The sequence below is a fragment of the Pseudoxanthomonas sacheonensis genome (assembly GCF_010093305.1).
Lineage (GTDB): Bacteria > Pseudomonadota > Gammaproteobacteria > Xanthomonadales > Xanthomonadaceae > Pseudoxanthomonas_A > Pseudoxanthomonas_A sacheonensis.
In genome coordinates, this window is the sequence record NZ_PDWS01000001.1 from 234,298 (window position 1) to 253,073 (window position 18,776).

The window sequence follows — 18,776 nt, forward strand, 5'->3', positions numbered from 1 at the left end:
CCGCCTCCGGCGCATGCCGGATGGCGGATGTTGCATTTGGCTTACTTGGGCGAGGCCGAAGCCTTGGTCGAAGAACTGCCGCTGTCGTTGGCGGGGGTATCGGCCGATTCGGCCATCAGCAGGTCGTTGCCGATTGGCGTATCCAGCCATTGCTGCGCAGGCAAGCCCATCGCACGGTCCAGGATGGTGGGCAACAGTCCCGAGGGCACGCTGCTGTCGCTGTTCCACAGGATGGCGATACCCAGGTCGCGCTCCGGCACCAACGCCACCAGGCCCCGGTAGCCCTGCACGGCGCCGGCATGGAATACCACCTGGTGCCCCGCATAGTCGAACACGCGCCACCCCAGCGCATAGCTGGCCGAGTACACCCGTTCGCGACGCCAGCCGGCGCGCATTTCGCCCGGCGTACTGATCAGCGGCGCATGCAAGGTCGCCAGCAACGGCGCGGGCAACACGTCGGGACGATGTCCCGTCTGTGCGATCAGCCACTGCGCCATGTCGCTTGCGCTGGCATTGACGCCGGCCGCCGGCGGAAGCTTGTAGTAGGTCGGTTTGGGCATCAGCGACACCCAGCCGTTGCGGCTGCGCACATGCGGACGCGCCCAGCGCGGGCTGCTTTCGATCCCGGTCAGGCCGATGCTGGCATCGTTCATGCCGAGCGGTTTGAAGATGCGCCGATCCACCGCCTGGTCGTAGAAGCTGCCGGTGGCCGCGAACACCACATCGCCGATCAGGCTGAAGGCGACATTCTGATAGGCATAGCATTGCCCAGGCGCGCAATCGAGCGGCGCGGAGGCCAGCTTGCGGGAGACGCCGTAATAGTCGGCGTTGGATTCGATGTCGCGGTCGAAGGCGTTGTGGGCGTGCAGGCCGACGCGATGGCTGAGCAGGTCGGCCACGGTGACGCGCTGCGTCGCCAGCGGATCGCTGAGTTGGAAGTCGGGTACGTAATCGGTGACTTTGCTGTCCCAGCGCAGGGAACCGTCGTTGACCAGCAGGCCGGTCATGGTGCCGGCGAAGGCCTTGGACAATGAGGCCAGGCGGAAAACGGTGTGGCTATCCACCAACTGAGGTTCGGTCACATCGGTCACGCCATAGCCGCGCGCACTGAGCACGCGTCCGTTCTGCACGATGGCCATGGCAAGGCCGGGGACACGCTCGCCAACGGTCAGCGAGTTGGCCATGTTTTCGAAGGCCGCCACGTCGAAACCCTGCGCCAGCGGCATCACGCGCTGGCTGGCCAGGCTGGTGCGGTACGCCTGCGGTTGTGCGGGCGACCGGTACTGCGGCGCGGGGGCGACGCTGGCGGTCTGGTTCCAGCGGATCGGAGTCTGCGCGGTGGAGGAAAGCGTCAACGGCAACAGCAGGCCCAGCAGTCCGATGCGGATGGACCTTGCAGGCCGCGAGTTGCTGTTGTCTTTCATCGTGTGTCGCGCCTGCGTAAGCTGTCTCTGTTCCGGATAATAGCGCCGGTTTTTGCGATTGCACAAACGGGGAGAGGTTCGATGACCATCTTGTTCATATTGTTGGTGATTGTAGGCCTGGCGGTGGTGGTTGGCTTGTGGGGCGTTGGCATTTATAACGGGTTGGTCACTGCCCGCAACGCATTCAAGAACGCGTTCGCGCAGATCGACGTTCAGCTTCAGCGCCGCTTCGACCTGATTCCCAACCTGGTGGAAACGGCCAAGGGCTACATGAGCCATGAGCGCGAGACGCTGGAGGCGGTTGTCGCCGCGCGTTCGGCGGCGCAGTCCGGGCTTTCGGCAGCCAAGGCCAATCCCGGCGATCCTGCGGCGATGGCGCAGCTGGCCGCCGCGCAGGGGCAGCTGAATGCGGGGCTGGGGCGGCTGCTGGCGGTGGCCGAGGCCTATCCGGACCTGAAAGCCAATCAGAACATGATGCAGCTCACCGAGGAGCTGACCACCACCGAGAACAAGGTGGCGTTCGCGCGGCAGGCGTACAACGATTCTGTGATGGCGTTCAACAATAAGCGCGAGGTGTTTCCGTCCAGTCTGCTGGCGGGGATGTTCAATTTCGCGCCGGCGGCGTTGTTGGATATCCCGGCGGACAAGGCCGAGGTGCGCGAAGCGCCTAAGGTGCAGTTCTGAGTTCTTCGCGCTGACTTTAGTTTGCCAACCCTTCCCCCGTTTACGGGGGAAGGTGCCGAAGGCGGATGGGGGCGCTCTTGGCGTGGTCCATCCGATCAGAGCAAAAGCGTTTCGCGCTTTGCGCGAGTCACTTTTCTTTGAACGGCAAAGAAAAGTAACCAAAAGAAAGCCGCCCTAACGTCGCGCCCGGCGATGAAGCCGCCGGGTCCGCAAGCAGGCCGGGAATTTCCGTAAGGCGCATCCTGCGCCTCCGGAAACGGCGCACATCCTTGTGCGCCGCCCCTGCGGGGTTGATCCCGTCCTGCTTGCCGCGTCTCACGGGGATTGGATCCAAAGCAGAAAAGCAAAGCGAACAGCGATAAAGCGAAATCCGGCACCAATCGCGAACCAACAGGGCATCACTCCCTCTATGAACTTCTTCGAGCACCAAGCCAAGGCACGCAGCAGTTCCACCCGTATGGTGGTTCTGTTCGCGCTGGCGGTGGGCGGGATCGTGCTGGCGGTGGATCTGGCGGGGCTGGTGCTGTTGGGGGCGCAAGTGGGGAGCGCGGGAGGCATTGCGGCGCTGTTGTTCGTCGCCACGGTCGGTACGTTGCTGGTGATCGGTCTGGGTTCGATGTACCGCATGGCTTCGCTGCGCGGCGGCGGCGAGTCGGTCGCGCTGCAGATGGGCGCCACCGAAGTGCCTGAGAACACCGCGGACTTCCAACTGCACCGCCTGCGCAACGTGGTGGAGGAAATCGCCATCGCTTCCGGCGTGCCGGTGCCCAAGCTGTACGTGATGGAGCACGAGGCGGCCATCAATGCGTTCGCCGCCGGCTATTCGCCTTCCGATGCCGCCATTGCGGTCACCCGCGGCGCGCTGGACCGGCTCAACCGCAATGAACTGCAGGGCGTGATCGCGCACGAGTTCAGCCACATCCTCAACGGCGACATGCGTCTCAACATCCGCCTGATGGGTACGCTGTTCGGGATCATGATGCTGAGCATCATCGGCCAACGCGTGCTGATTTATGGGCGTGGGGGCGGCAAGAATGGCGGTGCGATCCTGGGCGTGGCCCTGGTCGCGCTGATCGTCGGCAGCATCGGCGCGTTCTTCGGGCGCATGATCAAGGCAGGCGTCAGCCGCCAGCGCGAATTGCTGGCCGACGCCTCGGCGGTGCAATTCACGCGCCAGACCGAGGGGCTGGCGGGCGCGTTGAAGAAGATCGGCGGCCTGCACGAAGGTTCGCAACTCACCGACAAGGCCAAGGCAGAGGAAGTCAGCCACATGCTGTTCGGCGAGGGACTGTCGATGTCCGGTTTGTTCGCCACCCATCCGCCGCTGGTGGAGCGCATCCGCCTGCTGGATCTGTCTTTCAACCAACAGCAGCTGCAACAACTCGCCGCGCGCTGGATGACCGCGCCGCCCGACGGCATGCAGGAGGACTTGGCCTTGGGTCTGGCTTCTGCACCGCCGCCGCTGCCGCCGCTGGCGCGGGAAATCAGGGTCACCCCGCCGATGATCGCCGCGCAGGTGGGCATGCCGGCCGAGGACGACTACCGCCGTGCCGACAGCATCGCGCAGTCACTGTCGCCGGAACTGCGCCAGCTGGCGGCGCAACGCGAAGGCGTCATGCCGCTGCTGCTGGGCCTGCTGGTCGACGACGACCCTGCCATCGCCGCCAACCAGCGCATCGAAATCACCGCGCGGCTGGGCGAAGCCGTCGCCGCACAAGCCTGGTCGCTGCGCGCCCAGCAGCTCGCGTCCTTGCACCCGATGCTGCGGCTGCCGCTGGCGTCGCTGGCCTTTCCGGTCCTGCGCCTGCGCCCGCGGCCGGAACTCGATGCCTTCCTCGCCGCCGTCCATGCCGTGGTGCATGCGGACGGCAAGGTCTCGTTGTTCGAGTACTGCCTGGGCAAGCTGCTGGAAGTACAGGTGCGCGAATCGTTGGATCCCGCGCGTTACGCGCGCTTCGGCCGCCGCAAGCCCGGCAACGTAAAGCAGGAATTCGCGACCTTGCTGGCGGTGGGGGCGCAGTCCGGGAACGACAACAATCCCATCGCCGCCCAGCACGCTTACCTGAGCGGGCTGCAGCGTGTGCTACCTCGCGATCATCTTCCCTATGCGCCACCATCTGAAGGCGTGCTGGCGCTGGAAAGCGTATGGGAAGGGCTGGATGCGCTGGATCCGCTGGCCAAGCAGGTGATGGTGGAAGCCATCACCGCCGCGATCAGCCACGACGGTCGGGTCAGCGTGGCCGAGTCCGAACTGCTGCGCACGATCTGCGGCGTGCTGCATTGCCCGTTGCCGGCGATGCTCGAACGCGGATGACGCATGGCTCCGCGACCGACCAAAGTCGTGATGACTCCATGGCCGATACGAACGATGATGCGCATCGGCGCATCGCGGATACTCAATGAGCAATTCCCCATCGACCACCCGGAGCAGCAGCGGTTTGTCCGTGCTCGGAGTGGCGTTCGTCGTCGTCTGGTGCACCGGTTATATCGCCGGCAAGCTGATGCTGGACCATGCGGCGCCCTTCACCGCACTGATATGGCGTTTCGGATTGGCCGGGCTGATGTTCGCCGTGCTCGCGCTCATGGCGGGAGCTCGCGGCGGCGGCCGCGATGTGCTGCACAGCATGGTCGCCGGCATGCTGATGCTGTCCATGCAGTTCGGCGGCGTCTACCTGGCCATGGGCTGGGGCGCGAGCGCCGGGGTGACGGCCCTGGTGATCGGCGTCATGCCGCTGCTGGTGGCGTTCCTGGCCATGCTTGCGGGCAGCGAGCGGTTGGGTCCTGCGCAGTGGTGCGGCTTGCTGCTGGGCTTCGCTGGCGTGTTGCTGGTGGTGGCCGACCGCGTGGATGGCGTAACCCCCGCGCGGGCGTGGATCGCATTGGCGGTGGGCTTGGCGGGCATCAGCATGGGAACGCTGTACCAGAAGCGCTATTCGTCGAAGATCGATCTGCGCCTGGGCCTGGCCATCCAGAACGGCGTGGCCACGCTGGCGTTGCTGCCCTTGGCCCTGGCCGAGGGATTCCGCTACGAAGCCGGCATGGCGTTCTACCGGCCGTTGGCCTGGACCGTGCTGGTCAACTCGGTCGGCGGATTCGCTTTGCTGTTCCTGTTGATCCGCCGCGATGCGGCGACCGGTGTGGCCGCCCTGTTCTTCCTGATGCCGCCGGTCACCGCGGTGTTCGGGCATCTGTTGCTCGGAGAGCATCTGACGCTGCTGAAGATCGGCGGCTTCTTGTTGGCGACGGTGGGCGTGTGGTTGGCTACCCGGACTTCCACCCCGGTGCCTTCGACAGGGTGAACCGCCCGCGCGGAATCAGCCCAGCAAGGATTTTCCGAGGATCAGATCCGAAGCGCGCTCGGCGATCATGATGGTGGGCGCATTGGTATTGCCGCCGATCAGCGACGGCATCACCGAAGCGTCGACCACGCGCAGGCCTTCCACGCCGTTGACCCGCAGCTGGCTGTCCACCACGGCGGTTTCGTCGCTGCCCATGCGGCAGGTGCCGACCGGGTGGTAGACGGTTTCGGCCTTGGCGCGGATGAATGCCGCCAATTCGCTATCGGTCAGGTCGCTGCGCGGCGGCTGGATCGGCGCGCCGCGATAGGCGTCGAAGGCCTTTTGGGCGAACAGTTCGCGCGACAGCTTGGCGCACTCCAGCATCATCTTCAGGTCGAAGCCTTCCTCGTCGCTCAGGTAGTTCGCTTCGATGCGCGCATCGGCACGCGGATCGGAGCTGTTGAGCGCGATCCGGCCGCGGCTGCGCGGACGCAGGAAACAGGCGTGCAGAGTGTAGCCGTCGCCCTTGAGGCGATTGCGGCCGTGGTCGTCCAGCATCGCCGGGACGAAGTGCAACTGGATGTCGGCGCGCGCGTCCGGCGCCAGCGACGAACGCAGGAAGCCGCCGGCTTCGGCGATATTGCTGCTGCCCGGGCCGCTGTGGTGCTTGAGGTAGTAGTGGTAGGCGATGGCCAGGTCGCCCACGCGGTCGTAGGTCACGCGCTGGGTGGAATGCTGCAGCGTGCAGATATCCAGGTGGTCCTGCAGGTTGCGGCCGACATAGGGCGAATCCACGGCCACGGCGATGCCGTGTTCCTGCAGATGATCGGCCGGGCCGATGCCCGACAGCATCAGCAGTTGCGGCGAATTGATCGCGCCGCCGCTCAGCAGCACTTCGCGTTCGGCGCGGGCCTGGATCTCCTGGCCGCCGCTGGCGTAGGCCACGCCGACGGCGCGGCCGTTCTCCAGCAGGATGTGCCGCACCAGCGCGCCGGTCATCACGTCCAGGTTGGTTCGGGATTTGGCCGGCCGCAGGTAGGCCACGGCCGCCGAACAGCGTGCGCCATCCTTCTGGGTGACCTGGTACAGGCCCACGCCGGATTGTTCGGAGCCGTTGAAGTCGCTGTTGTGGCGAAAACCCGCCTGCTGCCCGGCTTCGATGAAGACCGACGACAGTGGGTTCGTATAGCGCAGGTCCGAAACGTACAGCGGGCCGTCGCCGCCGTGCAGCGCGTCGGCGCCGCGGGAGTTGCGTTCGGAGCGCTTGAAGTAGGGTAGCGCGCTGTTCCAGTCCCAGCCTTCGGCGCCTCCTGCCGCCCAGTCGTCGTAGTCGCCGGCCACGCCGCGGATGTAGCACATGGCGTTGATCGAGCTGGAGCCGCCCAGCACCTTGCCGCGCGGCCACCACAGGCGACGGTTGTCCAGCTGCGGCTCGGGCGCGGTGTCGTAATTCCAGTTCACGCCTTTCTGCCCGACCAGCTTGGCCAGGCCGGCGGGCATGTGGATGAAGGGGTGCCAGTCGCGGGGGCCGGCTTCCAGCAGCAGCACTTTGACGGCGGGGTCTTCGGAAAGGCGGTTGGCCAGCACGCAGCCGGCGGAACCGGCGCCAATGATGATGTAGTCGTACACGCGCAAGCCTGCTGCGGAAGTCCGGCGAAGCTAGCCGCCAGGGGTAGAGCAAATGCTCTGCGCGCGGCGGTGGCGCCTAAGCGACTGAAAGCTGGTGGGGATCGGGCTTCCCAACGCTGGCGATGTTGCAGTGCATCGGATACCGTGCGCGCTGGCGTGGCGGTAAAGGACGGGAACGGGGTCATGCAGCCGAACCAGGGGCGCATCCACATGGGCGAATGGCGCGGGGTCGCTATTTCGTTCGTCTACTTCTTCTGCGTACTGGCCGCCTATTACATGATCCGCCCGGTGCGGGAACAGTTGTCGTCCGCGGTCGGTTCGACCCAGTTGCCCTGGTTCTACGCCGCGACCTTCATCGCCACACTGGTGTTGACGCCGGTATTCGCCGCGCTGGCTTCGCGCTGGCCGCGCCGGGTGCTGGTGCCAGTGGTGTACGTATTCTTCATCGCCTGTCTGCTGGCCTTCATGCCGGCCTTCACCCACACGGGCCTGCTCAGCCCGCGCGCGCTGGGCATGGTGTTCTTCGTCTGGGTCAGCGTGTTCAACCTGATCGTGGTATCGGTGTTCTGGATTTTCATGTCCGACATCTGGAGTCTGGACCAATCCAAGCGCCTGTTTCCCGTCATCGCCGTCGCCGGCACGCTGGGTGCGCTCGCCGGGCCAGCGCTGACCCGCTCGCTGGTCAGCGTGATCGGCGTGGCGCCGTTGCTGCTGATATCGGCCAGCCTGCTGGGCATCGCCACGGTCTGCGTGATGCTGCTGAACCGCTGGGCGCGCGTGCACGGTGCGCGCCGGCACGAAGTCGGTCACGAGGACGCGGTCGGCGGCGGCATGTGGGATGGTCTGAAGCAGATATTCGCCGACCCGTTCATACGCGGCATGGCCGTTCTGCTGCTGCTGGCCGACGGCATCGGCACGGTCAACTACGCGCTGATGATCGATTACTCCGGCGCGACCTTCGCCGACGCGGCGGCGCGCACGCGCTTCCACGCCGACGTGGACCTGGTCGCGAACCTGCTGACCGTGATCGTGCAGGTCACCTTGACCCGCTGGCTGTTGCCGTTGCGCGGGCCGGGCACGGTGATCATGCTCTGGGCGCTGGTCAGCATCGCCGTGCTGCTGGTGGTGGTGTTCTCGCCGGATCCGCATGCGCCGTTGTTCACCCTGCCGTTGCTGCTTGGACCGGTGGCGCCGACCGTGCTGGCCTTGATCGTCAGTCGCGGCTTGGCCTATGGCATGGCCGAGCCGGCGCGGCACAGCCTATACACCCGTGTGCCGCGCAATGTGCGCTACAAGGGCCAGGACGCGGTCGACACCGCGGTATGGCGTTTCGGCGACTTGGCCATCGCGACCGGCATGAATGGCCTGAAGTCGCTGGGCATGACGATTGGCGGCTTCGCTGGACTGAGCGCGCTGGCTGCATTCGCCGCGGCGGGCATCGGCTGGCGCTTGTGGAAGCGGGTGGAAAAGGTGGGGGAAACAGTGCCCGTGCAGACGGAAACTGGCAAATGATCCGTTCGTGGCGAGCCCCGGACTTGATCCGGAGCTCACCACGAACCGGAATTTTCCCGCGCAGTCTTCCGGTATGCTGGTCTGAACCGAATCGCCAAAGGGCCGACATGCTGATGCTTGCGCAAATCCTGACCGCGCTGGTCGCCCTGCTGCATGTGTATTTCCTGGTGCTGGAAATGTTTCTGTGGACCAAGCCGCTGGGCATGAAGACTTTCCGCAATTCGCCTGAGAAAGCGGAGACCACGCGCGTACTGGCCGCCAACCAGGGGCTCTACAACGGTTTCCTTGCCGCGGGTTTGCTCTGGTTCCTGTGCGCCGCGCAGTGGAACGTGGTCCTGTTCTTCCTGGGCTGCGTGCTGGTCGCGGCGCTGTACGGCGCCTACAGCGTCAGCAAGCGCATCTTTTTCGTGCAGGGCGTGCCGGCCATCGCCGCCATCATCGCCGTGTGGTGTCTGACCCGCGGTGTCTGATGCACGCGCACCGTGGGAGCGGCGTCCCGCCGCGAGCTTTTTGCGCATGGGTTGAGCCCAGGATCAAGAGCTCGCGGCGGGACGCCGCTCCCACGGTCGGTTCTAGCTGCGCGCGGGTTTGGGGGAAACCCACATCGAGATGCGTGCCTTGAACACCGCATCGCTCTGCGGATCGGTCACCACCACGTTGACCGGCAGCTCGTAACCTTCGGCTGACTCGTACGGCGGGAATTCCGGCGTAGCCACGCCGCGCTGGGTGCCGACGGCCTTCTTCAGGTATTCCACGCTCATGCCTTTCGGAATCCAACGCATCGATGCGGGAATGCTGACGTCGGTCATCAGTCCGCCGGCGAATTCGGCCAGGTTGCACAGGGCGATCGCATGCACGGTGCCCAGGTGGTTGGTCACGCTGCGGCGATGGGCGATGGTGGCCTCTGCGCGGTTGGGCTCAAGCACGGTCATGCGCGGCTTGATGCTGCCGAAGTAGGGCGCCTTGAAACAGATCAGACGCGAGAACAGCCAATGGCCGAACGGCTTGCGGGTGATGCTGTTGTACAACTGAAGTACGGAAGCGCTCATGGCAAAGGCTCTGCTTGGCTCCCTCCCTTGCGTAGCCCCCCAAGGGGACTTCCTTCGGGGCGCAGGGGAGGGTTGGGGAGGGGTTGCTCTTGATCTTGCCGTTGCGGTTGCCCTAAGGCCTGGAAAGTCAGCGCCAAAAGCACCCCCTCCCAGTCTCCCCCTGCGCCCCTTGCGAAGTCCCCTTGGGGGACTTCGCAAGGGGAGGGGCAGAGCATCAAGCCGCTTCGCGCGACTGCCGCGTCCCAGCGCCGTGTTTGTCGTAGTAACCGGCCGACCGTAATTCATGCGCGTCGAAATCATCCACGGTGATGGTTTCCAGCGTGATCTCGCGCAGCTCTTCCAGCTGCTTGCGTTCGTCGGCCGTGATCCAACCCTCGCGCACGCCTTCGTCCAGCTGCGAAGCGAAATCCAGCGCTTCGATGTCGCTGTTCTTCAGCGCCTTGAGGAACTTGCGTTCCACCGGCTCGGCCAGAATGGCCTTGGCCAGGTAGCTGTTGATGCGGCCGCCGGGATTGTTCTCGCACGGGGTGAGGAACACGCCCTCACCCAGACGGTCGCGCGCTTCGTTGGGCGTCATCAGCAACGCGGCTACGCGGTGGCCCAAGCGGTCGCTGGGAGCGACGGCGCGGCGGCCCCACGGAAAGATCAGCGGCCACAGCAGCCATACCACCGGGCGGATGGGGAAGTTGCGCAGCGCGGACGAAAGAGCCTGTTCGATCTTGTGCACGCTGTCGTGGAAGGCCCAGGCCAGCAACGGCTGGTCGGCCACCGGCGCGCCTTCGTCGTGGTAGCGCTTCAGCATGGCGCTGGTCATGTAGATGTGGCTCAACACATCGCCCAGCCGGCCGGACAGCGATTCCTTGAACTTCAGCTTGCCGCCCAGCAGCAGCATGGACACGTCGGCCATCAGCGCCAGGTTGGCGGAATAGCGGTCCAGCTTGCGGAAATAGCGTCGCGTGTAGTCGTCGCCCGGGGCCGAGCCGATCCTGGCGCCAGTCAGGCCGAACCAGAACGAGCGCACCGCGTTGGAAATGGCGAAGCCGATGTGGCCGAACAGATTGCGGTCGAACTCTTCCAGGCCGGCCTGATGATCCGGATTGCCGGCGGCCTTCATTTCCTTCATCACCCACGGATGGCACAGGATCGCGCCCTGGCCGAAGATCAGCAGGCTGCGGGTCATGATGTTGGCGCCTTCCACGGTGATGGCGATGGGCGATGCTTGCCACGCGCGGCCGGCGAAATTCCGCGGCCCCAGGATGATGCCCTTGCCGCCGATCACGTCCATCACGTCCTTGGACACTTCGCGGCCCATTTCCGTGCAGTGGTACTTGGCGATAGCCGACGGCACCGACGGCACGTCGCCGCGGTCGACCGCAGCCGCAGTGGCCTGCGAAAGCGCACTGATCGCATACGCCTTGCCGCCGATGCGCGCCAGCGCTTCTTCCACGCCTTCGAAACGGCCGACCGACAGGCCGAACTGCTTGCGGATGCGCGCATAGGCGCCGGTCACCAGCGCGCCGGCCTTGGCGCCGCCGCTGCCGGTGGAAGGCAGGGTGATGGAGCGGCCCACGGCCAGGCATTCGTTGAGCATGTTCCAGCCCAGGCCGGCCTTGTCCACGCCGCCGATCAGCTGACTGAGCGGGATGAAGACTTCCTTGCCGTGGATCGGACCGTTCTGGAACGGCGAGTTGAGCGGGAAATGGCGGCGGCCGATTTCGACGCCCGCCGTGTCGCGCGGCAGCAGCGCCAGGGTGATGCCGATATCGCGCGTGTCGCCGATGAGTTTGTCCGGGTCGTACATGCGGAACGCCAGGCCGATCAGCGTGGCCACCGGAGCCAGCGTGATGTAGCGCTTGTCGAAAGTCAGCTTGACGCCCAGCACATTGGCGCCGTTCCACTCGCCCTTGCAGACGATGCCGAAGTCGGGAATGGAAGTGGCGTCGGAACCGGCGAACGGACCGGTCAGGCCGAAGCAGGGCACTTCCTCGCCCGCCGCCAGACGCGGCAGGTAGTAGTCCTTCTGTTCCTGGGTGCCGTAGTGGTTAAGCAGCTCGCCCGGGCCCAGCGAATTGGGCACGCCGACGGTGGAGCTGACCACGCTGGAGACCGAGGCGATCTTCTGGATGACCTTGTGGTGGGCCAGCGCCGAGAAACCCAGGCCGCCGTATTCCTTGGGAATGATCATGCCGAAGAATTTGTTCTTCTTGATGAAGGCCCACAGTTCCGGCGGCAGGTCGGCGTAGACGTGGGTGATTTCCCAGTCGCTGGTCATCCGGCACAGCTCTTCCACCGGGCCGTCCAGGAAGGCCTGTTCTTCAGCCGACAACTGCGGCTTCGGGTAGTTGAGCAATTTGTTCCAGTCGGGATCGCCGGTGAACAGTTCGCCTTCGAAACCCACCGAACCGGTTTCCAGCGCGATGCGCTCGGTCTGCGACAGCGGCGGCAGCACCTTGCGGAAGAACTTCAGCAGCGGCGCGGTCACCAGCGGCTTGCGGATGCCGGGAATCAGCAGCGGCACCGCGATCAGCGCCACCAGCACGGCGGCGGCGATGGTCGCGGTGTGGTTGGCGCCCAGCAGCCAACACGCCACCAGCAGGGTCGCGGTGATCGCGGCCCAGTAGGCCAGCCGGATACGGTGGTAAGCGGCGAACGCGCCGACCAGCAGGAAGGCGAGGAAGGGGGCGACGATGCTCATGGGACGGCTCCGGATACGGCGTTGGTGACGGCGGATTCGCCGGTGGCGTTGAATGCTGTTGCGTCTGCGCGGGCCGCGGGCAGGTCGGCCAGATACTCCAGCACGGTGCTGGTAAACGCATCGTTGTCGTCGCCGGCCAGCATGTGCGTGGCCTGCGGCAGATGCGCGTGGCGCGCGTGCGGAACCAGCGTCTGGAATTCTTCCACGGTCTTGGCCGAAACCAGATCGCTGCGGCCGCCGCTGATCAGCAGCACCGGGCAGCGGATCGTGCGTGCGGCATCGACGATGTCGTCCTGGTGCTGCGCGCAATCGCGTACCAGATCGTCGATCAAACGCGCATCCCAATGCCAGCGCCAGCGGCCGTCGCTGCCTTCGCGCAGGACTTCGCGCAGTTCCTGCGGCGTCTTGCGCGCACGGCGATGCGGCAGGTACGCGGCGATGATGTCGGCGGCGTGATCCAGCGAATCGAAACCCTGCGGGAAAGCGGTGACGAAACCGAGGATGCGTTGCAGCCCGGCTTCTTCCCAGCGTGGGGTGATGTCGACCAGCACCATGGCGCGGAACAGGCCCGGCCAGCGCGCTTCGGAAATCATGCCGAACAGACCGCCCATCGAAGCGCCGATCAGCACCGGCGGCTGCATGTGTTCGCCAGCGACGATGATCAGGTCGTCGGCCAGTTGTTCGCCGGCGTAGGGCAGGTCGGCGGGATTGCGGGCCGACTCGCCATGGCCGCGCGCATCGTAGGAAAGCCCGGCATAGCCTTCCGCGGCCAGCGCCATGCCGCTGCGCTGCCACGCTCCGCGGGTCTGGCCGAAGCCGTGCGCGAAAAGCAGCGTGTTGGAAGCCTGCAAGGGCGAAGCGGTGGGGAAAGCGGTCGCGGCCAGGGCAAGACCGCCTGCGCCGGTCAGCGTCCGCGACTGCGCAGGCAGCTGATCAAGAGGAGGCTTGGAAGAAGGAGATACCATACGGGCTAGTATGGATCTCACAATTTAGAGTAGTCAATCGGTTTCGGCGCTGCCGCTCGGATCCGTTGCTGCTGCAAGCTGCTGATTCCAGGGATCTTCGATGTGATGCCGCAAAACGTACCGCAACAAACCTCAGCGTATGGTTAAATGTGAAATATGACTGCAAACACGTCCGAACCGGCTTCGGCCAACACCTCCCGACCCACACGCCTCAGCGCTGAGGATTGGGCGCAGGCCGCGCTGGATCTGGTCGCCGAACAAGGGGTCGCCGCAGTGGCGGTGGAACCGCTCGCACGCCGGTTGGGCGTCACCAAGGGCAGCTTCTATTGGCATTTCCCTTCGCGCGATGCGCTTTTGCAGGCGGCGCTGGAGCGTTGGGAGGCGATTGAACAGGAAAGCGTGTTCGGTAGCCTGGAGGCCGTGCCCGATCCCCGGGCGCGCCTGCGCGAGCTGTTCCTGCTGGTCGCCCACGAAGTCAAACCACACGTTATCTATAGCGAGCTGCTGAAGGCGCTGGACCACCCGGCCGTGCAGCCGGTGATCAACCGGGTTTCGCAGCGGCGCCTGGAATACCTGGTCGCTTCCTTCCGTCAGGCTGGCCTGGGCCGTACCGAGGCCCAGCACCGTGCGCGCTTGGCGTATTCGGCCTATCTGGGGTTCCTGCAGCTGGCCCTGCAGCTGCAGCAGCCGCGCTTGCATCACGAGGAATTCGAGGCTTACGTGGAGCATGTGATCAGTACGCTGATCCCGAACTGAGGCTTCAAAAGCGTTTCGCGCGTTGCGCGAGTCACTTTTCTTTGAACGGCAAAGAAAAGTAACCAAAAGAAAGCCGCCCTAACGCCGCGCCCCACGATGAAGCCGTGGGGTCCGCAAGCAGGCCGGGAATTTCCGTAAGGCGCCTCCTGCGCCTCCGGAAACGGCGCACATCCCTGTGCGCCGCCCCTTCGGGGTTTATCCCGGCCCGCTTGCCGCGTCTCACGGGGCTGGTAGGGCGAACCAAAGCAAACCCAGAGCCGTACAGCGCCAGTTTTGCTTTATTGAGGGATCGCCTTAAACCTAACGGCCCATTGCCGCATCCCAATGTCTATGCTGACCGCTGCCATGAGCGAATCGATGACCGACACGACCACCGCCGAGGTGGCCGCAGCGACCGATGCGGCCCTGGCGCGATCGGCCGCGGCGGGTGACGCCGGTGCATTCGAGTCGATCTACCGCCGCCATGCCGGACGCGTGCACGGCGTGATCGTCAGGCTGGTGGGCGCCCACGGCGTGCGTGCGGAGGATCTGACCCAGGAAGCCTTCGTCCGCGCCTGGCAGGCATTGCCGAAATTCCGTTTCGAAAGCGCTGTCTCCACCTGGTTGCATCGGCTGGCGGTCACCACCGCACTGATGGAACTGCGCAGTCGGCGCGGCGGCCCGCGTTTCGACGAGGATGAAGACGCGCTCGATGGTTTGGGCGTCGCCGATTCGGCCGGCAACGGCACCGCGCTTTCGATGGATCTGGAGCGCGCGGTCGCCACGTTGCCTCCGCGTGCCCGAGCGGTGTTGGTGCTGCACGATGTGGAAGGCTGGAAACACGAAGAAATCGCCAACGAGCTGGGCATGGCGGTAGGTAGCTCGAAGGCGCAGTTGCACCGCGCGCGGCAGTTGCTGCGCGGACGTTTAGGAGGTGAAGCATGAACACGCACAATGGCGGCACACACGATGACGGCACACAGGCCGACGAAACACTTCGCTGGCAACTGCGCGGGCTGCGCCGCGACCTGGAACCGCAGGCCGACCTGTGGCCGGGCATCGCCTCGCACATCGCCGCAGCGCCCCAGCAAGCGGTGGCGGCCGGCAAGCCGCGAGCGCGTCGTTTCGCTCCCTGGGCCATGGCCGCTTCGGTGCTGCTGGCCGTCGGCGTGGTCTGGCAGATGATGCCTGCCGCACAACCGCAAGCGCCGGCAGGCAATCCGATGATCCGCCAACAGGCCGTCTCCATGGCGCTGGATTACGAACGCGCATTCGCCCGCCTGCAGCAGCAAACCAATACCCATCCCGAGATGCATGGAGCCTTCGGCGAACTCGACCGCAGCGCCGCGCAGATACTCAGCGCGATCGAAGCCGATCCCAACGCAACGTTCCTGCTCGAACAACTTCGCCGCACCTACGCACGACGCCTGCAATTGACGCAGCGCGCGGTCATGACCTGAGGATATTCCCATGCGCAACTTCGTTTCCGCCGCTTCATTGTTCTTCGTTCCGCTGCTGGCGCTTTCCGCGGCCGCCGGCGCCGCCACGCCCATCGACCAGACCCGCGCGCTGGATGCGCGGGGCCGCGTCGATATCGAAAACCTCAAGGGACGCATCCAGGTGCGCGCCTGGGAGCGCAACGAGGTGAAGATCTCCGGCACGCTCGGCGATGGGGTCGAGAAACTGCTGGTGGAGGGCGACTCCGAGCATCTGACAGTCAAGGTGCAATACCCCAATAGCGGCGGCTGGGGCGGCAACAAATCCGGACCTACCGATTTGCAGCTGATGGTTCCGGTGCGCGCGGACCTGGACATCGATGCGGTTTCCGCGGATGTGGACGTGTCTGGCGTCGCCTCTTCCAAACTATCCATCGACAATGTCAGTGGAGACGTGCTGCTCGCGGCAGCGCCCCGGGAAGTCGATGTGGAAAGCGTCAGCGGCAACCTGCGGCTGACCGTCAACAGTGGCGATGTCCAGGCGCAGACCGTCAGCGGCGGTATCGTCCTGCGCGGCCGCATGAATGGCCAGATCAAGACCGAAACCGTATCGGGCGACATCGACGTCGCCGTCAATGGCGAGCGCGTGAACGAATTCTCGTCCAGCACCGTCAGCGGCAATGCCCAGGTGCGCACGGAGCTGGCGGCCAAGGGCGAAATCAGCATGGAAAGCGTCAGCGGCGACCTGCTGCTGGTGTTGCCCAAGAGCCTGTCCGCGCAGGTCAGCGGAGAAAGTTTCAGCGGCGATCTCAAGGCGCCGGGCGCGAAGATACAGAAACCCGAACATGGTCCTGGTTCCAGCTTCAACACCCGTTACGGCACGGGCGAAGGCGAGATCAGGCTGGAGACTTTCTCGGGCGATGCGGAGCTGAGGCTGGAGTGATCTCGCGAAAGACCGCGCGAGACACTTGCTTTACCCTTCTCCAACGGGAGAAGAGCCTGCCCCGTACTTGATACGGGGTGCCCCGTAGGGGCGGATGAGGGTACGTCGAAACAGGGATTTCTGAAATACCGTAATTGTTTCAACATCACTGCTTCGCCGTACCCTCACCCCAACCCCTCTCCCGATGGGAGAGGGGCTTTTAATCCTTCGCCGCGGTCAGGTTGCACCCGGAATGGATTGCAAGAGGCCATCGCGCCATTCAATCACATGCACGGCGTAGCCGCGTTCCTGCAGGTAGCGAAGAATCGAGCGCACCGTGACCACCGGATAATCGCCCGACAGGCGGGTGCCTACGGAGTGGTCGGTAAAGATGGTGTTGACGCCGAACAATCCGCCCAGCACGCGCTTCGCGTAGGCGATATGGATGGTGTCCGGCTTGAAGCCATCGCGCTGCGCCCACGCGTAGGCGGTGCGCCGGTCGCCCAACTCCGGCGTGGTCGCGACCGCTGCGAGGGTTTCCAGCACCCATTCGGTGGAATTCTGGTATTCGCGGCTGCCTGGGCGCGCGATCAGGTTGTAGGCCTGTTCGTGCAAGGCGTTGCGTGGAAGCCCGCGCAGATGATCGGCCAGGCGTTGCGCCAGAGCCGGCTGCAGCCAGACGATGCGGGCGTCCTGATTCACCAGATCGTCGGCGAAGAAGTTCACCAGTCCCTGCGCATGCAGGGCCGACCGTGCGGTACCGCATTCGTTGAGCAGGTGCAGCACCGTCCAGCGGCCATCGCTGTGATCGCGCAGCGCAAAACCGATATGGCTGTAGACCAGGCCGTGCTTGGAAAGATCGGTGCCGACGCGCGCCACCAACACGACGGGCGCATCGGTTTCTTCCAGTGCGGCCACTACGCGCATCGCGGTGACGGTCGCGTCGGCGAGCTTTTGCGGCGTAGCCGGCCGGATTTCGCACTGCCTCCCGGCAATGGCGGCCAGCGGCCAGGCAAGGCAGAGCGCCAGGAACCAGGCGGAAAGCTTCATGGGTGGATCCGCCGGCTATGGATATGCGGTCGCGCGCTTGGGTCGGGGATGAAGGCGATCGCCGCGCTGCCCACCATCAACAACAAACCTCCCGAGACCACCAATGCCGTCCCCACGCTGGTCTTGGGCGAGCCGGAAAGCAGGCTGTAATCGGGTTCGACCAAGCCTGCCAGCAGAATGGAACCGAATGCAGGCGCCACCGAGATCGTCACCAGTGTCCCGCGTGCGCTGGCCTGTACTCCGGTGACGGTGAAGTGGGCGCCGGCCTTCAGTGCGTCGTAGAGTGCGATGGGAACTTCGACAGAGGCCTCCAGGCTGGCTGCCGAGGCATCGCTCAGATGATCGGATTGCGCGCGGGCCGGGGCGGGGAAAGCGCCCAGCGACAAACCCAACGCCAGGATCGGGGAATAGAGGTGGAGACGCGGCATGGTCGATTCCGGATTCGGTTTGACCGGAGCTTGCGCACCCTTTGTAGGAACTCAACATATTTCTACCAGGTGGCCGTATGTTGCGGGTTGGGTATACGATTCCTAAACCATGGCCCTATCGATCGAACTCGTCGACTCTCTGAAGCGCTGCCTGCGCGCGCAAGGTCTGACCTATCGCGACCTGGCCGCGCGCTTGAAGCTGAGCGAGGCGGCGATCAAGCGGATGTTTTCGCAACGCGCCATGAGCCTGCAGCGGCTGGAGCAGATCTGCGATGCGCTGGATGTGGGTCTGGCCGAGCTCAGCGCCGAATCCGCGCGCGGCCGTCCTGCCATGGCCAACCTCAGCGAATCGCAGGAACAGGCGCTGGTGAGCGAACCCGCGTTATTGCTCGCCCTGTTCCTGACCATCAACCGCTGGCGCCAGGAGGACGTGCTGGCGCAGTTCGACTTCAACATCGCGCAATGGACCGCGCTGCTGGTGAAGCTGGACCGTCTGGGCATCATCGAATTGATGCCGGGCAACCGTGGACGCCCGCTCACCGCTCGCAATTTCCGCTGGCGCGCCAATGGACCGATGGAGCGCTATTTCCGCTTGAACCTGCTCGGCGATTTCTTCGCCGATCCCTTCGACGGCGAACAGGATGCGCTGCTGCTGCTGAGCGGCAGCCTGAGCATCGAAGGCGTCAAGCAACTTCGCCTGCGATTGGAGGAACTGGCGCGCGAGTTCGATGCGCTGCTGGCCCGCGATGCGACCTTGAGCGCGCAGGAACGGGTCGGGGTCAGTCTGGTGTTGGCGCAGAAACCGTGGCTGCTGCAGTTGTTCCAGCCATACAGGCGTGCGCAGACCGGCTGATAACGTTTTCACAAACGTTTTCATGGAAATAGCGTCTGCGCTGCAGCAAGACCGCACCCGCCGGCACGAGTACCATTTAGTTGCATTCGCAACGATATGGTTGGCCTGGGAGGGCG

Annotated in this window: 17 protein-coding genes; 10 read left to right on the top strand and 7 right to left on the bottom strand. The window is 65.0% G+C overall.

Translation table 11 applies throughout. The features are described 5' to 3' along the window. Window positions 1-41 precede the first annotated feature (41 nt). On the bottom strand, window positions 42-1,424 hold the full coding sequence (locus CSC73_RS00960) for a serine hydrolase domain-containing protein (protein ID WP_163838591.1): 1,383 nt from the start codon (window positions 1,422-1,424) through the stop codon (window positions 42-44). Window positions 1,425-1,505: 81 nt separating this feature from the next. On the opposite strand from CSC73_RS00960, the gene CSC73_RS00965 reads away from it, so the two are divergent. The 3 genes from CSC73_RS00965 to CSC73_RS00975 all read left to right on the top strand — a co-directional run bounded on the left by CSC73_RS00965 (window position 1,506) and on the right by CSC73_RS00975 (window position 5,407). Then, window positions 1,506-2,108 (top strand): LemA family protein, encoded by a 603-nt coding sequence (locus CSC73_RS00965; RefSeq protein ID WP_093282518.1) that lies wholly within the window; start codon window positions 1,506-1,508, stop codon window positions 2,106-2,108. A gap of 409 nt (window positions 2,109-2,517) precedes the next feature. After that, complete coding sequence (locus tag CSC73_RS00970) at window positions 2,518-4,422, top strand: M48 family metallopeptidase (protein ID WP_163838592.1); 1,905 nt, start codon at window positions 2,518-2,520, stop codon at window positions 4,420-4,422. Window positions 4,423-4,507: 85 nt separating this feature from the next. Then, entirely contained in the window at window positions 4,508-5,407 is a 900-nt protein-coding gene (locus CSC73_RS00975; RefSeq protein WP_163838593.1) for a DMT family transporter, read from the top strand. 15 nt (window positions 5,408-5,422) lie between these two features. On the opposite strand, the gene CSC73_RS00980 is transcribed toward CSC73_RS00975, so the two are convergent. Continuing rightward, on the bottom strand, window positions 5,423-7,015 hold the full coding sequence (locus tag CSC73_RS00980) for a GMC family oxidoreductase (RefSeq protein WP_163838594.1): 1,593 nt from the start codon (window positions 7,013-7,015) through the stop codon (window positions 5,423-5,425). A gap of 183 nt (window positions 7,016-7,198) precedes the next feature. Here CSC73_RS00980 and CSC73_RS00985 point away from each other — a divergent pair, with 183 nt between their 5' ends. Both CSC73_RS00985 and CSC73_RS00990 read left to right on the top strand, forming a co-directional pair. Beyond that, window positions 7,199-8,527: an NTP/NDP exchange transporter gene (locus CSC73_RS00985; protein WP_163838595.1), complete on the top strand. Its 1,329-nt coding sequence runs from the start codon at window positions 7,199-7,201 to the stop codon at window positions 8,525-8,527. A gap of 107 nt (window positions 8,528-8,634) precedes the next feature. Next, window positions 8,635-8,997: a DUF1304 domain-containing protein gene (locus CSC73_RS00990; RefSeq protein ID WP_163838596.1), complete on the top strand. Its 363-nt coding sequence runs from the start codon at window positions 8,635-8,637 to the stop codon at window positions 8,995-8,997. A gap of 102 nt (window positions 8,998-9,099) precedes the next feature. Here CSC73_RS00990 and CSC73_RS00995 read toward each other — a convergent pair whose 3' ends face one another. From CSC73_RS00995 to CSC73_RS01005, 3 genes are all read right to left on the bottom strand, one after another. Continuing rightward, the gene (locus CSC73_RS00995; RefSeq protein WP_163838597.1) at window positions 9,100-9,576 is read right to left on the bottom strand and encodes a hotdog fold domain-containing protein; all 477 of its coding nucleotides are present in this window, start codon (window positions 9,574-9,576) and stop codon (window positions 9,100-9,102) included. Between the two features lie 214 nt (window positions 9,577-9,790). Continuing rightward, a complete protein-coding gene (locus CSC73_RS01000; RefSeq protein WP_163838598.1) occupies window positions 9,791-12,271 on the bottom strand; it encodes an acyl-CoA dehydrogenase in 2,481 nt (826 codons plus the stop codon). Then, window positions 12,268-13,236 carry an alpha/beta fold hydrolase gene (locus CSC73_RS01005; protein WP_163838599.1) on the bottom strand — a complete coding sequence of 323 codons (969 nt, stop codon included), beginning with the start codon at window positions 13,234-13,236 and terminating at the stop codon, window positions 12,268-12,270. Before CSC73_RS01005 ends, CSC73_RS01000 begins: the two co-directional genes overlap by 4 nt. A gap of 156 nt (window positions 13,237-13,392) precedes the next feature. Here CSC73_RS01005 and CSC73_RS01010 point away from each other — a divergent pair, with 156 nt between their 5' ends. The 4 genes from CSC73_RS01010 to CSC73_RS01025 all read left to right on the top strand — a co-directional run bounded on the left by CSC73_RS01010 (window position 13,393) and on the right by CSC73_RS01025 (window position 16,350). Further along, window positions 13,393-13,992: a TetR/AcrR family transcriptional regulator gene (locus CSC73_RS01010; RefSeq protein WP_163838600.1), complete on the top strand. Its 600-nt coding sequence runs from the start codon at window positions 13,393-13,395 to the stop codon at window positions 13,990-13,992. A gap of 357 nt (window positions 13,993-14,349) precedes the next feature. Continuing rightward, complete coding sequence (locus CSC73_RS01015; RefSeq protein ID WP_093284516.1) at window positions 14,350-14,916, top strand: RNA polymerase sigma factor; 567 nt, start codon at window positions 14,350-14,352, stop codon at window positions 14,914-14,916. Continuing rightward, window positions 14,913-15,431, top strand: coding sequence for a hypothetical protein (locus CSC73_RS01020; RefSeq protein WP_163838601.1), 519 nt, complete (start codon window positions 14,913-14,915; stop codon window positions 15,429-15,431). Before CSC73_RS01015 ends, CSC73_RS01020 begins: the two co-directional genes overlap by 4 nt. Before the next feature lie 10 nt (window positions 15,432-15,441). Beyond that, complete coding sequence (locus CSC73_RS01025) at window positions 15,442-16,350, top strand: DUF4097 family beta strand repeat-containing protein (RefSeq protein WP_163838602.1); 909 nt, start codon at window positions 15,442-15,444, stop codon at window positions 16,348-16,350. A gap of 216 nt (window positions 16,351-16,566) precedes the next feature. On the opposite strand, the gene CSC73_RS01030 is transcribed toward CSC73_RS01025, so the two are convergent. Continuing rightward, entirely contained in the window at window positions 16,567-17,379 is an 813-nt protein-coding gene (locus tag CSC73_RS01030; protein ID WP_163838603.1) for a DUF2145 domain-containing protein, read from the bottom strand. Next, window positions 17,376-17,807: a hypothetical protein gene (locus tag CSC73_RS01035; protein WP_163838604.1), complete on the bottom strand. Its 432-nt coding sequence runs from the start codon at window positions 17,805-17,807 to the stop codon at window positions 17,376-17,378. Before CSC73_RS01035 ends, CSC73_RS01030 begins: the two co-directional genes overlap by 4 nt. Before the next feature lie 109 nt (window positions 17,808-17,916). Between CSC73_RS01035 and CSC73_RS01040 the strand changes: the two genes are divergently transcribed. Next, window positions 17,917-18,660, top strand: a complete 744-nt coding sequence (locus CSC73_RS01040) for a helix-turn-helix domain-containing protein (RefSeq protein ID WP_163838605.1) — start codon at window positions 17,917-17,919, stop codon at window positions 18,658-18,660. Window positions 18,661-18,776 lie beyond the last annotated feature (116 nt).

Bases quoted from the DNA above. Each gene is read 5' to 3' on its own strand.
- CSC73_RS00965 (WP_093282518.1), top strand. From the start codon at position 1,506: ATGACCATCTTGTTCATATTGTTGGTGATTGTAGGCCTGGCGGTGGTG.
- CSC73_RS00970 (WP_163838592.1), top strand. From the start codon at position 2,518: ATGAACTTCTTCGAGCACCAAGCCAAGGCACGCAGCAGTTCCACCCGT.
- CSC73_RS00995 (WP_163838597.1), bottom strand. From the start codon at position 9,576: ATGAGCGCTTCCGTACTTCAGTTGTACAACAGCATCACCCGCAAGCCG.
- CSC73_RS01000 (WP_163838598.1), bottom strand. From the start codon at position 12,271: ATGAGCATCGTCGCCCCCTTCCTCGCCTTCCTGCTGGTCGGCGCGTTC.
- CSC73_RS01040 (WP_163838605.1), top strand. From the start codon at position 17,917: ATGGCCCTATCGATCGAACTCGTCGACTCTCTGAAGCGCTGCCTGCGC.
- CSC73_RS01005 (WP_163838599.1), bottom strand. From the start codon at position 13,236: ATGGTATCTCCTTCTTCCAAGCCTCCTCTTGATCAGCTGCCTGCGCAG.
- CSC73_RS01020 (WP_163838601.1), top strand. From the start codon at position 14,913: ATGAACACGCACAATGGCGGCACACACGATGACGGCACACAGGCCGAC.
- CSC73_RS00975 (WP_163838593.1), top strand. From the start codon at position 4,508: ATGAGCAATTCCCCATCGACCACCCGGAGCAGCAGCGGTTTGTCCGTG.
- CSC73_RS00960 (WP_163838591.1), bottom strand. From the start codon at position 1,424: ATGAAAGACAACAGCAACTCGCGGCCTGCAAGGTCCATCCGCATCGGA.
- CSC73_RS01035 (WP_163838604.1), bottom strand. From the start codon at position 17,807: ATGCCGCGTCTCCACCTCTATTCCCCGATCCTGGCGTTGGGTTTGTCG.
- CSC73_RS01025 (WP_163838602.1), top strand. From the start codon at position 15,442: ATGCGCAACTTCGTTTCCGCCGCTTCATTGTTCTTCGTTCCGCTGCTG.
- CSC73_RS00985 (WP_163838595.1), top strand. From the start codon at position 7,199: ATGCAGCCGAACCAGGGGCGCATCCACATGGGCGAATGGCGCGGGGTC.
- CSC73_RS01015 (WP_093284516.1), top strand. From the start codon at position 14,350: ATGACCGACACGACCACCGCCGAGGTGGCCGCAGCGACCGATGCGGCC.
- CSC73_RS01030 (WP_163838603.1), bottom strand. From the start codon at position 17,379: ATGAAGCTTTCCGCCTGGTTCCTGGCGCTCTGCCTTGCCTGGCCGCTG.
- CSC73_RS01010 (WP_163838600.1), top strand. From the start codon at position 13,393: ATGACTGCAAACACGTCCGAACCGGCTTCGGCCAACACCTCCCGACCC.
- CSC73_RS00990 (WP_163838596.1), top strand. From the start codon at position 8,635: ATGCTGATGCTTGCGCAAATCCTGACCGCGCTGGTCGCCCTGCTGCAT.